14 protein-coding genes are annotated in these 13,629 nt (G+C 45.6%); 8 read left to right on the top strand and 6 right to left on the bottom strand.

Going from position 1 to position 13,629, the window contains the following annotated elements:
* Positions 1 to 104: 104 nt before the first annotated feature.
* Entirely contained in the window at positions 105 to 1,436 is a 1,332-nt protein-coding gene (locus RS891_RS30930; RefSeq protein ID WP_315794062.1) for a glycoside hydrolase family 30 protein, read from the bottom strand.
* A 120-nt stretch (positions 1,437 to 1,556) separates the two neighbouring features.
* Here RS891_RS30930 and RS891_RS30925 point away from each other — a divergent pair, with 120 nt between their 5' ends.
* Positions 1,557 to 2,471, top strand: a complete 915-nt coding sequence (locus RS891_RS30925; RefSeq protein ID WP_315794061.1) for an AraC family transcriptional regulator — start codon at positions 1,557 to 1,559, stop codon at positions 2,469 to 2,471.
* A 188-nt stretch (positions 2,472 to 2,659) separates the two neighbouring features.
* Here the strand turns inward: RS891_RS30925 and RS891_RS30920 are convergent, their stop codons facing one another.
* Entirely contained in the window at positions 2,660 to 4,180 is a 1,521-nt protein-coding gene (locus RS891_RS30920) for a leucine-rich repeat domain-containing protein (RefSeq protein ID WP_315794060.1), read from the bottom strand.
* 344 nt (positions 4,181 to 4,524) lie between these two features.
* On the opposite strand from RS891_RS30920, the gene RS891_RS30915 reads away from it, so the two are divergent.
* The 7 genes from RS891_RS30915 to RS891_RS30885 all read left to right on the top strand — a co-directional run bounded on the left by RS891_RS30915 (position 4,525) and on the right by RS891_RS30885 (position 10,624).
* Entirely contained in the window at positions 4,525 to 5,415 is an 891-nt protein-coding gene (locus tag RS891_RS30915; protein ID WP_113053220.1) for a diacylglycerol/lipid kinase family protein, read from the top strand.
* A gap of 174 nt (positions 5,416 to 5,589) precedes the next feature.
* Entirely contained in the window at positions 5,590 to 6,507 is a 918-nt protein-coding gene (locus tag RS891_RS30910; protein ID WP_315794059.1) for an aldo/keto reductase, read from the top strand.
* A gap of 276 nt (positions 6,508 to 6,783) precedes the next feature.
* The gene (locus tag RS891_RS30905) at positions 6,784 to 8,166 is read left to right on the top strand and encodes a transcriptional regulator (protein WP_315794058.1); all 1,383 of its coding nucleotides are present in this window, start codon (positions 6,784 to 6,786) and stop codon (positions 8,164 to 8,166) included.
* Between the two features lie 241 nt (positions 8,167 to 8,407).
* Positions 8,408 to 8,578 (top strand): aspartyl-phosphate phosphatase Spo0E family protein, encoded by a 171-nt coding sequence (locus tag RS891_RS30900; RefSeq protein WP_076287270.1) that lies wholly within the window; start codon positions 8,408 to 8,410, stop codon positions 8,576 to 8,578.
* Between the two features lie 98 nt (positions 8,579 to 8,676).
* Positions 8,677 to 9,057 (top strand): GntR family transcriptional regulator, encoded by a 381-nt coding sequence (locus RS891_RS30895; RefSeq protein ID WP_315794057.1) that lies wholly within the window; start codon positions 8,677 to 8,679, stop codon positions 9,055 to 9,057.
* Positions 9,054 to 9,929: an ATP-binding cassette domain-containing protein gene (locus tag RS891_RS30890; protein ID WP_113053216.1), complete on the top strand. Its 876-nt coding sequence runs from the start codon at positions 9,054 to 9,056 to the stop codon at positions 9,927 to 9,929. The genes RS891_RS30895 and RS891_RS30890 overlap by 4 nt, the downstream gene beginning before the upstream one ends.
* Positions 9,926 to 10,624: a hypothetical protein gene (locus RS891_RS30885; protein WP_315794056.1), complete on the top strand. Its 699-nt coding sequence runs from the start codon at positions 9,926 to 9,928 to the stop codon at positions 10,622 to 10,624. The genes RS891_RS30890 and RS891_RS30885 overlap by 4 nt, the downstream gene beginning before the upstream one ends.
* A gap of 55 nt (positions 10,625 to 10,679) precedes the next feature.
* Here the strand turns inward: RS891_RS30885 and RS891_RS30880 are convergent, their stop codons facing one another.
* The 4 genes from RS891_RS30880 to RS891_RS30865 all read right to left on the bottom strand — a co-directional run bounded on the left by RS891_RS30880 (position 10,680) and on the right by RS891_RS30865 (position 13,607).
* The gene (locus RS891_RS30880; protein ID WP_315794055.1) at positions 10,680 to 11,195 is read right to left on the bottom strand and encodes a hypothetical protein; all 516 of its coding nucleotides are present in this window, start codon (positions 11,193 to 11,195) and stop codon (positions 10,680 to 10,682) included.
* A gap of 205 nt (positions 11,196 to 11,400) precedes the next feature.
* The gene (locus RS891_RS30875; RefSeq protein WP_315794054.1) at positions 11,401 to 12,174 is read right to left on the bottom strand and encodes an isocitrate lyase/PEP mutase family protein; all 774 of its coding nucleotides are present in this window, start codon (positions 12,172 to 12,174) and stop codon (positions 11,401 to 11,403) included.
* A gap of 76 nt (positions 12,175 to 12,250) precedes the next feature.
* The gene (locus RS891_RS30870) at positions 12,251 to 13,297 is read right to left on the bottom strand and encodes a bifunctional transcriptional activator/DNA repair enzyme AdaA (RefSeq protein WP_315794053.1); all 1,047 of its coding nucleotides are present in this window, start codon (positions 13,295 to 13,297) and stop codon (positions 12,251 to 12,253) included.
* 115 nt (positions 13,298 to 13,412) lie between these two features.
* A complete protein-coding gene (locus RS891_RS30865; RefSeq protein ID WP_315794052.1) occupies positions 13,413 to 13,607 on the bottom strand; it encodes a hypothetical protein in 195 nt (64 codons plus the stop codon).
* Between the last annotated feature and the right edge of the window lie 22 nt (positions 13,608 to 13,629).

The raw sequence follows: 13,629 nt of genomic DNA, 5'->3' as shown, positions 1-13,629 counted from the left end.
AGTTTCTTTATCCATCACTTGTATCCACCAAAAAATAGCGCCTGTTCCGCAGATTTGGTAGCGGAGCAGAGCGCTATTTCTTTCTCATAATGTACTGTCTAAGATTAGGAAATAACGATACTGTTGAAAGAATCTGCCTCCAGCTCGAACCGGAGTGTCTGCCCTTCATACGCCAGATGCAGATCACGGTTATCCTTGAACGGGTTGTTGATGACAATGACGAGACTATTGTCCGGGTTGCGGAAAGCCACGGCTTTGCCACTCCAGGCTCCAGACAGTCCTACTCTTCGTGCACCAGGCACGACATTATGAGCAAAATGCTTCATCACATAATACTCGGGATTCCGAATGATTTCCTTGCCATCCGGGTCTACCGTAATCATGGAGTTTTGCTCCCAACCCCATGTGCTGCGGCCTTTCGGCTCCAGAACCATGTTCCAGTAAATGTACGCATTCACGCCATTGCTGAAATAGTGCTGGTACAGGTTAAATACATACTTGGCGTAGTTCCACGAATTGTTGCCGTCACCGCACTCATTCTCGGTCTGCATGTAACGAAGCTCCGGGTAGCTCGCGGCTGTACGTTGGATGGCATTTTTGCCTGCCCACTGATAACCAACTCCCTTGATATAGGCGTACGCTTTGGGGTCACTAAGCACCAGTCCGGCATATTCGTCAAAATCATTCGTTTTCTTCTTCATCAATTCTTCCCACGGATCAGGTGCGTTGATCGTTCCGAGCCAGATTTCCGTATCCAGACCATGCTTGTCAAAAGCAGGACCCAGATAGTCGGCGATAAACTCACGCAGCTGCTCGCCTGTCCACATGCAGGAAGGGAATTTCTGATCCGCGATGACTTCGTTTTGTACATGGACCTGATGGATGGTGATGCCAGCATCCTTGTACGCTTGTACGAATTTGACGAAATACAGCGCATAAGCTTCCAGGATATCCTTCTCCCAGCGCAGCGTTCCATAGTTATAGGCTTTCGGTGACTTCATCCACGTAGGCGGGCTCCACGGTGAGGCGAAAAATTGCAAATTCGGATTATAGGTCAGGGCCTCTTTGATATATGGAATCAGATATTTGAAATCGCGTTCGATCGAAAAATGTTCCATGGCCACATCGCCGTCCACCTCATTGTGACTATACCATTGCTCTGCATAATCACTCGCGCCGATGGGCAGCCGACAGATGTTGAATTTATGTTCACCTTCCGGGTGGAAGAGGGAATGAAATACGTCATGACGCTGCTCCTCATTCAAGTGGGACAAGGCAATATAACCAAGCTCGTTAAAGCAACCGCCAAATCCTTCTACAAGCTGATGCTGTTCACCTGTGAGCTTTAAGTTAGCGTTTTCATTTGTAGATGTATAAGAAATCTCTTTCCACGCATGATCTGGTGTAGTGGAATAACCATGTAATGTCAGGGACATTGGAATTTCCTCCTCGCTTGAATCTCAGGTATGATGTACAGTCAGTATATCAAGTCGCATTACAAAAGAAGATACGCTGAACCACGTAAAATTTGCCCTAATCCAAGGTGGTGACAATCCATGATCATTCCTGAACCATACCGTTCTTATCTATCTCCGGAGAGCCGGTGGCTGCCCGCAACGGACTGGAACGTCAAGCTGTTTGGTGCTCATATGCAGAAGGTGAAACAGGGCTGGCAAGTACCGCTGGAATCGCATTTGGCCTTTGAATTGATATTGATTCTGGAAGGTTCGCAGACGACGATACTGGAGAATATCCGTTATGATCTCCACGCAGGAGATATATTGCTTATCCCGCCTGGATGCAAACATACCAATGAATGCAATCAGGAGCAGGGGTTGACCTACTTTATTGCCCATTTCAATGTAGATGAGGTTCTGTTTCGCCAGGAGATGAGCAGACATGTGCAGATGTTGTTCCCATGTGGCGGCGAGGATAATCAGCGATTAACGGAAGTCATGATGAAATGGGTGGATCTGCTTCAGCACAAAGAAGAATATACAACATCAGATCTGTTCCGTATGCAGGCTGGTTTGCTGGAGATTTTGGCGATATTGGCAGAGCAAAGCTCCTCCCGTTCCCAAGAAGCCGTATCGCCTACTGTGGCGCACTATGCATCACTGATTGCCGAGGCAATCAAAAGTCGGTTCAATGTCGAGAATATCCAGCGGGAGGGGCTGGGGGATAAGGAGATTCGGATTGAAGAGATTGCGGCCTCGCTTCAAATCAGCCCTGGATATGCACTGGAGACGTTTCAGAAAGTATACGGCATCTCTCCGCGCAGATATTTGTCCGAACTGAAGCTTCACGAGGCCAAGCAGCTGATACACCAGCCGGATCTTAATCTTACTCGGGTTGCCACCATGCTTGGATATTCGAGTCTTGCGCACTTCAGTCGTCAGTTCAGAAGATGGACTGGCATGAGTCCCAGTGAGTACAGACAGACCGTGGGCAGCATCCGTTTTTTCGATTAAACAATCGAATCCCGTGCGCTCGTATCCAGTTGTTTAATGCTCACCAAAAATCCCCGCTGATGTTCAGACGGGGACTTCGCTGTGTTATACAGTAATCTGCATGGGGAGCATATGAATGGTATTTTGCATTGAGACAAGTCGAGACAAGTCGAGATAAGTGCCTGGTGCTTGAATTATGCTTGGTATAATTAAGGTTGTACATTCTCGTTCTGCGCTTTGTTTTCGAAGATTAGAATCGTTTTGCTGCTTCCGATATACGCAACCGTCGTATTAAATTGCTCCGAAATAAAACGTACCGGAACAAACGCCTTTCCATCCTTCATCAGCAGGGGGGCATCGTTTATCGCAAGGGTATCGTCTACAATCACCTGTTTGTTGCCCACGGTCCACCGAACCACTGTACCGTTCTGCGCAATCTGAACCTCCTGTGTATCCGGATTCCAGTTCACGCTGGCATTCAATTGCTCGGAGACAAAACGGAGCGGCACATAGGTCCGTCCTTCATCGATAAAAGGTGCAGCCTCCAGTGCGTAAGCACGATCCCCGACATAGGCCGTGGCAGATCCTTCAATAAGCCGCTGAAAATTGCCCTGGGGAGTACGTTTCTGCTCCCGCACATTCATCTGGTTTAGCAGGCGCATCGTGTCACTGCCGCTCGCAACATTCAGATAATTATTCTGCACCGTGAGTCCGGCAGGTTCCGGTTCAGAGACCGAGGTCTGCGTACCGGAGGACAAGGAAGTGGAAGCCGAGATATCCGTTATTGTACTTGTATTTGCAGAGCTGTTTCTTGTAAAAGTAAAACCGGCAATCGGTGTCAGATCCCACACCCGGTTATTGGACAGTTTGAGTACTTCCAGCTTGGACAGCTGGTGTAACGGCTCCAAATCATAGATCTGATTGGACTCCGCATTCAGTTCTCTCAATCCTACCAGGTCTTCCAAGGGTGCCAGATGCTGAACCTGATTTCCGGAGAAGTCTAGCGCCTGCAGACGTGTCATATGTTCCAAGGGCATCAGATCGGAGATCTCGTTGCCTGCCACATTCAGCTTCTGAAGTGTATTCGGCAGATCAGCCAATACATCCAGTGTATGAATGTGGTTGTTGGCCACATTGAGCTGTTTCAGTTTTCTCTTATCCGCCAGTGGTGTCAGGTCCGTTATCGCATTGTTCGAGATTTCAAGCCATTGAAGATCATCTGCATCCACCAGTGCGGAGAGACTGGTAATCTGATTACCGCTGGCGTGAAACGTATGTAATCGGGTGAATCCACGTACAACTTCTATGGAAGAAATGGAATTGTTGCTGATATACAGCCGTCCCAGGTCTTTCAAATCAGCCAGTGCATCAATCGATGTAATGTAGTTATTGCGAACGTCAACCTCGCGAAGCTGAGTCAGTTGCGCTAGCGGTGTCAGGTCATCAATCTCATTGCCATATAACCGGAGGTGAGTCAGATTCGTGGCGTATTCCAGACCGGACAGGCTTTGAATGCCTGCATTGCTCAGATCCACTACGTTCAACTGCTCCAGATCGGAGGAGGTTAGCGGGGAATCTACCGGTTTGTTCAGAATCAGTTTCAGTCCGTTCTCCAGTGCAGGATCTTTGATGATTCCCTCGCCCAAGTCTGCCGTAGTGTAGGCCATCGCTTGCCCAGCCGCCCCAAGACTCAGGATGAAGACTAGAAATAGTAGAGTCATTCTTCTCATTGCATGAATTCCCTCCGATTCCGATTTTGATGATAGATAAGTGTACTGTTCTTATGTACTTGGTGAGCACCAATTTATGTCGATAAAATAGTATTGTTACGGTATGGACAGATAGAATAGATAAACACATCTATAGTTATTAACCCATCATGGGGCAAAAGGAACAAGAAATTCATGACAGGCAGAACATCTCCTTCTATTCTATATGATACAAACCCCATACTGCACTCTTCCAGCCATCTTTTTCAAAAAAAATTGTACAACTCCCCCAGATGTTATTCAACGCCACGGTAGAAAGGGTATAGATGAAGTAAAGAATGCCATTTGGAGGAGAAGATGCAGGTATGCGCCAAGCCATGATCATTAGTAATCCATCGTCGGGTAAAGAAGAGGCTCAGCAATATGTGTCCCAGGTACAAGAAATTCTTGAATCACAGCAGTATGAAGTGGTGGTTAATGAGACGGCCGGGGAGGGCGATGCGACCAACTACTGTCTGAGTGCCTGCAAAGATGGCTGTGATCTCGTCATTTCCATCGGAGGGGATGGGACGCTGCATGAGACGATTAACGGCATGATGGATCAGGAGCATCGTCCCAGACTGGGTGTGGTGCCACTGGGTACGGTAAATGATTTTGCGCGTGCATTGAATATCTCGCTTGATCCGGAGGAAGCCATTCGTCAGTTGCGTTCGGAGCAGATTCATAGGGTGGATCTCGGTAAAATCAATGATCGTCTGTTTGCCAACGTGGTGGCAGCCGGTTCGTTGGCAGAGGCGTTGTTCTCGGTATCGTCGGAAGAGAAATCGAAGCTGGGTTCATTCGCATATTTGAAAGAAGGATTGAAAGACCTGATGAACACACCGGCCAAGCCACTCACTATTGAGTATGACGGGCAGTTCTGGGAAGGGGAGTCTCCACTTTTTCTCGCGGCACTGACCAATTCGGTTGGAGGTTTCGAGAAATTGTCCCCAGAAGCAGCGGTGGATGATGGATTAATACATTGTTTTGTGATCCGTAGCATGAATGTCTTTAATACGGTAACACTTGGAACGTCCCTATTGTTTGGCAACCTGAAGAATCATAAGGATGTTGATTATTTTACGGCAAAAGAAGTTCACGTCCGTACTACAGAAGCGATTCGTACAAATGTGGATGGGGAAGAAGGGCCTTCTCTGCCCATTCGAATTAGTGTACTGCCTCGACATATTGAAGTGATCGTCCCGGAAGAAGTATAGGTGAGTGGATTATGCAGAAAAAAACCTCCATTATTCCATATAAGAATTCTAAAATTCCATTGAAACCGATTGCAGTTCTGTGTCACAATCATAGACGGAAGACAAGTATATACTAGTTGGCAAAGATCACAAGAATGAATGTACGATACTATTCGAATATGGAGGGAAATCATCTTGAGAACAATTAAACTTGGCAGCAGCGCACTCGAAATACCGGTTGTAGCCGTTGGCTGCATGAGAATTAATTCATTAAGCAGCAAAGAAGCTGAACATTTTGTTCATTCCGCCATGGAAGCAGGCGCGAACTTCTTCGATCATGCTGATATTTACGGAAACGGGGCGTGTGAGGAGATCTTTGCAGAGGCTGTGCAGATGAATCCCCAGGTTCGTGAAAATATGATTCTTCAATCCAAATGCGGTATCCGTAAAGGCATGTTTGATTTCTCGAAAGAGCACATCTTGAATTCGGTGGATGGCATCCTGCAACGCTTGAAAACCGATTACCTGGATGTTCTGTTGCTGCATCGCCCGGACACCTTGGTTGAACCGGAAGAAGTGGCTGAAGCCTTTGATCAGCTGGAGCGCGAAGGCAAAGTGCGTCACTTCGGGGTATCCAACCAGAATCCGAACCAGATCGAACTGTTGAAAAAATACGTTAAACAGCCACTGGTAGCCAACCAGTTGCAGTTGAGTATTACTAACACCACGATGATTGACAGTGGAATCAATGTAAATATGGAGAACGATGCTGCGGTTAACCGTGATGGCGGTATTCTTGATTACTGTCGCCTGCACGATATCACGATTCAACCATGGTCCCCGTTCCAATACGGATTCTTCGAAGGCGTATTCCTGGGCAGCGATAAGTTCCCGGAATTGAATGCGAAGATCGACGAGATTGCTGCTAAATATGAAGTGAGCAACACGACTATCGCAATTGCTTGGTTGCTGCGTCACCCGGCGCAAATGCAGCCTGTGACAGGTACAATGAATATCCAGCGTTTGCAGGATTGCATCAAAGCTGGCGATGTTCACCTTACACGCCAAGAGTGGTACGAAATCTATCGTGCAGCTGGCAATATTCTGCCTTAAAACCCAAATCACTACATAGCAGAATGATCTGCTGTATTGCATGTAAAACACGAGCGTATATACCGCTCGTGTTTTTATTTTATCCTTTATTTGATGCTTATTCGTTCCCGGTATAAAATAAGAGTAGGGCCTCTATTTTAACAAAAGGATTATTTTGTAATTAATACAAATTAGTTGAATTTATCTTATTGACCCTTGCTTAATTATTACATATAATTACTTTTGCATACCGTTAATCCTGTTTATGGTTTTTTTATTTTGGAGGGTGGTGTTAGTTTGGAGCCGACAACCACGATACGCGATCATTTAGAGAGTTATCTGAAGCGTGAGCAGATGTCCATTAGTCTTTTTTCGGAAACGTCAGGAATTAACTCGGGTACGCTGAGCAATATTTTGAACAAGAATCGTCCGATTGCGATGCAGCAGCTGGACCGAATCACTTCAGCTATGAACCTTGAGGAAGGTTACTTCTATGAATTGTATATAGATGAGTGTTTTGTCCATGCTGCCCCTGACTGGCGAAGACTGGGACCATTCCTTCATCGATGTGCAGAATTGGATAAATTGAATTGTATTGAAGATGTTATCCGGCTGATGATGGATAATCTATCTTATATTCCTTTGTTATTTGATCTGGCTGAAGAATTCTATCATGCTGGTAAATTCAAACCGGCCGTTCTACTATATGAAACGATAGCCGAAAGTGAGAAAATGCAACACTCTGAACGGCTTGCACTATGTCAGTATCGACTATTCAGATTGGGGCTGACCAATGATCAGCAACGAAATCTAATCATCGCGGCCCAATTCGAATACTACGTGGATCGGCTGGATGAGCGTTATCAGCTGGATGCGCTCAACGAACTGATCAATGCCTTTGCATCTCTTCACAGGTGGAGCAAGGTTCAGGAGCTCTCTGAAAAGTTAAAAGTAAAAGCGACCATTCATTATGAGTTGAATGGGAGAAGGAAACAGGAAGAAACGAAACGACCGATTATCTTTTATATTATGTATGCCTATTTGGCATCTGGAAGTGCTAACTTTCATCTAAATAATTATGAAATTGCACTGAAATACGTTTCTTTATATACGGACTACAGTTGGGTAAAAGAGCCTGATTCGGATGAGATGGTTGTCATTAATCAATTTCAGGAATGGGCTGAGGGAAATCGCTATATATATCAATTAATGGCTGGTCAGTTTGAGATATTGCCTGACTATCTCGATTACATCTCAACGAAAGAAAATGAGATTTTCCCTGCACTGTGTGACATTGTGACTGCTGCAAACCGCTATGATATGAATATTGACTATGTACTAAAGGAATACGAATCCTACTTCACTTATCAAGAACAAAGTAATCGAATTGGGAAAGTTAGTAAACAGGTAACGGATGATCGATATGTTCGCCTCTTGGCAGGATTGGGAACCTATTACCTTAAAAAAGATGAATTTGCCAAGGGAATAGATTTTGTTCTAAATAGTTTGAGGTTTTCACTTGAAATTAGTGACGGACGAGGTATGCTTAGAGGTGTCGGGCTATTTGAGCAATATAGGGATTATGCGTCTGACACAGCTATACAGCAGTACAAAAATTTGATTAGTGAGGTGCAGAAACTCAATGAAGAGAAAGCTGGCTTTGCTGATAGTTACATGTAGTATAGTGGTGAACATCGTTGCACCTGTTATTGGACCTGTCCCCACTGAGGAAGTTCCGAACCCTTCAATTTACCGAACTAATGACCACGGTTTAGGGACATAAGCCTAAACCAAGGGACGCTTCTGAATATACATTCAGAGGCGTCTTTTTTTGCGTCTGGTGGAAGAATAAGTATGTCGTACCCCTTGCGGCCTATCGATTGGCATAATAAACTAAAATATGACAAAAAGGAGGGGTACTATGGATTGCCTGGAGTTAATGTCACAGATCGAAGAAGCCAGACAACAGCTTCACCGCTTGCAGTCGGAATACGGCAGTCTGCTTCATCCTGAAGTCATCCAGCAATCTGTAGTTCTGGACGGTCTTATTAATCAATACAATCGAGCCAAAATGAAAAAGTTGATTAATTAGTGCTTCGCCTATTTACATATTGGTATCCGTGTACTATAGTTAGTCGCATGAGTAACTAACCGACTAACTAATTAACGATGGATGAAAGTTGGAATCGCATGAAATCGAATTTGGATGAATCTCAGCCTATTTTTCATCAGATATCCATGATGATTATGGATGACATTGTAGACGGAAGATTGAAGGTGGAGGAACAAGTTCCTTCAACCAATGAACTCTCTCGCTTTTACAATATTAATCCAGCCACAGCACGCAAAGGGCTTCAGACGCTCGTGGACAAAGGTATCATTTACAAACAGCGAGGTGTTGGAATGTTTGTTGCAAAGGGTGCAAGAGAAGCATTGCTTGTTGAACGAAAGCAGCATTTCTACGAAGAATATATTAAGCCTTTACTTGAAGAGGCCAGACGGATTCATATGAATGAGGATATGATTGTTGATTTGATCCGAGGTAAGAAGGATAAGGAGAGTGAGTTATGATTCAGATCGAGCAGGTGACCTACAGCTATCAACAGACGCCGGTGCTAAAAAACGTGACTTTACATGAGAGTGAGCCGATCATTAGTGCAATGTGGGGAAGAAACGGTGCCGGCAAAACGACTTTGATGAGTCTACTCGCGGGCCATAACCGACCTGATGCTGGAACCATCCAAGTGATGGGCCAGGATCCATACAATAACTTGGCCGCACAAGAGAACCTGTGTTATATCCAGGAGAACCATCCCCTGGGTAGAAATTGGACGATCAACGACATGGTTCGATTCGGTCAATACTTCCATCCTCAGTGGAATCAGGCTCTCGCTGAGCAACTAATCGACATGTTCGAACTACCAGTGAAAAAGAAGATCACCAAATTCTCAAAAGGCATGAAGACTGCCGCTCAGATGATATTGGGTCTTGCCAGTAACGCAAGAGTAACGATTCTTGATGAGCCCACCAATGGACTTGATGCTGAGAAACGTAAATATTTCTACAATACTTTATTGGAGACTTATGAAGATAATCCGCGTCTAATTCTAATATCAAGCCATCATATTGAGGAGATTCAGCCTTTATGTGAGTCCCTCATCGTTCTGCAAGCCGGGGAAGTGTTGTTTAACCAACCGATGGAAGAGATGCGTGAAAAAGGAGTTCTTCTAACAGGGAGAATGGAAGATATTAATCGAGTCACTGCAGATGTGAAGGTCATAGAATCTTCCCAGATGGGATCTACCTTGAAAGTGATGATTGATGAGCCATACTCGAAAACGTGGAAGGACATCGCTCATACACAGGGGCTTTCCATTGAAAAGGCAACATTACAGGATTATTTGGTCAACAGGACGCGTAATCAGGAGGGGATTAAGCGATGAACTCGGTGAAAGGTACGAATCGGCTGATTCTGGACGATATGCGCTGGTATTTAATGATTTTCTCGTCAATTACACTCATGCTTACAGTTGTCTATTTGGCCATTGGATTCATCTTCAATGTGACGTATACGACTCAACTATTTGGTCCAATGTACGGAGGAATCTGTGCTTTTGCGGTCGCGGGCATCATCACATTGTTTCCGGTTGCGATAGGTATGGGTAGTACACGAATACAGTTTATGAAATCCTTCTATATCGTTTCAGTATGGATGGTCGTAGGAACAATTACGATACTGAATGTCATCTATTTCATTATGCATCTTCTCCATGAATATGGAACGCTTGGCGTAACCTTTTATCAACCAGGCATGCTGTACTCAAGCCAATATCAATTTTTCTCCTATTTGTGGATCGATCTGATGATTGGTTTTCTGGTGCTGGGGTTATCCATCTTCTCAACTGTTTGTTGGATTAGATTGGGGATGCGCAATTTTTTCGTCCTGTTTTTTGGGGTTAGCTTAATCGTCACGCTGGTAATTGTTCTATCAGACATGAGCATGTGGGTCCAGTGGTTTACGAATGTCAATCTCATCGCATTGTTCACCACTCTGGGGGTCCTTGGAGGTGCTTTGCTTCTGAGCACGTACCCCATGATGAAGAATGCGCCGCTTACAATGAAAGGCAGAAAAGACTGATCAGATCAGAAAAACACGAGTGCGTACATACACGCCTCGTGTTTTATTGTATGAGTTAAGCCTGAGCTTGTGGTTTGAATCCTTCTTCTTTGAGATACTCTCCAGCTTCGCTGCGAGATTCAAAAGCCATATCCAGATTAACACCGGAATACACATACCACATGTCATCTTCATATTTTAAAGTAAGTGTATGTCCATCCTCATCGATCCATGTTCCGCCACTAGTAGAGGTTGCTAATGTAGGAGCAGCTTTTGCTTGTTGTTCTGGCTCTTGTGATTCTACTGCGTTGGGATTGGTTGACATCGCTTTGATGGTTTCATCTAACAATGTGCGTAGATCTGCTTCGGAATAATCACGAATATTGACGAACCCTTTATCATCGGTCTCATAGTTGGGCAGCAGCCCTGCATAGATATAACCGTTACCGTTAGGATGAATATGGAGAGCAACAATCTTTTTCTCGTACGCACTTTCTTCGTAGTGAAAATTAACACGGCCGAGAGAAACATCTTTGCGTTGCAGTTGGGGATACGATTGCAGCACTTCAAGCTTTTGTTCAACGTTAAGCATATTTTCCTCCTGTTAGTGTTGGGTAGTGGTGATTATAACATACATAGGTGAAAAGATAAGCATCAAAAAACAGGCGCACTCTAGCACCTGTTTGAGGATTCACATCATTGATGATCATTTTATAACCGCTTTACATTAATCACTTTTATCGAAATCATGAGAAAGTATGCCTACCTCTGATGAAAATGAGAAGCGCGCCTTTTTGTTAGTTTCCAGATAGAATACTTTGCCCCAGTTCTTCCAGGTGTTCCATCGCTTGCAGATAAGGATAAGGCCCATAACTTACGCGTGCCACACCCAGCCCGGCAAGTTGTTTTGGTGAAGGCTCATGGGATGTGACCATCACGTTGACCGGAAGCGACGAACGTTCACACAATTGCTGAATCAGTTGTTGATTCTGTAAACCCGGAACGAACAGACCACTGGCCCCTGCTTCTGCATAAGCCTTGGAACGAGTCAGTACTTCTTCCAGGAGAGCGTGATTGTGGCGTTCAGGTGCATTTTGCAAAAAGATATCTGTGCGGGCGTTAATAAATAATGGAATGCCTGACTGATCCGCAGCTTCCCGGGCAGCCGACAGTCTCAGACATTGATCCTCCACTTCGTACAGTCCTGCGCCAGAAGGGAGCTGATCCTCAATATTAATTCCCACGGCACCGTGATGGATCACTTGGCTCACAGTTTCCTTCACTTCTGATGCAAACCTGCCATACCCTCCCTCAATATCGATCGTTACAGGCAAATTCACGCTCGCTGTAATCCGGGCCAGATTGTCCAATACCAGCCGGAATGGCATCGCTTCGCCATCTTGTTCACCGTGGGCAGCAGCGACTGACCAGCTGCCCGTAGCGATTGCCGTTGCTCCAGCAGATTGGATGGCGAGTGCACTCCCGGCATCCCACACATTGACCAGAACCAATGGATTGCCTTTGACATGGAATTGCTGGAACAGCGACGCCTTTTCTTGTAGAGTACTCATAAAACTTATCTCCTCCGATACATAGCTGTAATCCTCTTCATACCACTTGCCGTTCTTTTCTTCTCTCTTGGGTTACTCAGATCCCCTGTTTCTCATGAGTTAAAAGCCAGTTTTTGCGTGTTAGGCCACCTCCGTATCCACCCAGTTCACCACTGGCATTGATTACACGGTGACAAGGAATAACAATGGCTAGCTGATTGGCTCCGTTGGCCTGTGCTACCGCTCGACATGCTGTGGGTTTACCCAGTGCATTCGCGATATCCTGATAGGACCTCGTCTCGCCCGGCGGGATCGCGATCAATTGCTCCCATACACTCTTTTGGAATGGTGTTCCTAACCAGAACAACGGGGTAAGGAATACAGTTAGCGTGCCTTCAAAATACTGCGCAAGTTCCCGTTCAATGGAATGAATCGGCTCTGTTACTCCAGGTACAATGGCTGACTTCGTCCGTTTGCGCAATCGTTCCACCTCACGCTCCAGACCTCTGCGATCCACGAATTCAAGCAGATATAATGCTTTCTCATCCGCTACAGCCATCATGGGTCCGAGACGTGTGTCGATCCAGGACGCCTTCAAGACATGTTCTTCATCTACTTGTGTAGGTGCTGCGCCCATGATACGCGAGAAGGCATCCCGGAACCCGCTGCCGGACTCGTAACCGGTGGACAGCTGGGTATCAATGACCGTGCGACCGGAGCGAATATTTTTCAGCGCCAGTCCCATGCGACGGGCACGGGCATACTCCACAAAGGTCATGCCAAATCGCTTCTTAAACTGACGTCTGGCCGTGGATTCGTCAATGGATAATGCCTTAAAATCCTGGCCTTTCCAGCGTTTCTCCGGATGGTTCTCCACGGCTTCCACCAATACGCGGACCACATCAGATACCTGATTGGGATGAGATAACGGGCGGCAGCGCTGGCAAGGGCGATACGAAGCAAGCAAAGCCTGCTGCGCCGTCTCATAGAATTCGCAGTTTTCGAACTTTGGCTTTCGCGCGGGGCATGTAGGCCGGCAGAATACACCCGTCGTCTTGACGCCTACATAGAATAAACCTTCGTATTCCGAATCCTTGGCAACCAGAGCCTGATAGTATTGTTCTTTCAGTTCAGCAGAAATCATTGGGCGCACGTCCTTATATCAGTAAAGTTTATCCTTGTTGCTATTATAAAAAAACGATGCACAGGGCATCGCCGAAAATCAGGCATGAATATTTTTATTTCACCAAGTAGCATGTTTATTGGGAAGATGTTTTCTTTTGATTTGTTCGTCCAGTCCAGTTTACCAGAAAGATCCCCAGGAATATGCATAACCCGCCCATATAGACGTAATCCCGAATGACTTCGCCCAGAAGCAGCCAGCCGGATAAGACACCGATTGCCCCACCTGCGGCAAAACAACTTTTTAAAGGATAATGTTCACTATTTGACATGGCGAAAAAAATATCTTATCTA

It is taken from the genome of Paenibacillus sp. BIC5C1, from assembly GCF_032399705.1.
Lineage (GTDB): Bacteria > Bacillota > Bacilli > Paenibacillales > Paenibacillaceae > Paenibacillus > Paenibacillus taichungensis_A.
Note: the sequence above shows the minus strand (reverse complement) of the source record. Positions and strands in the feature narration are given on the sequence as shown.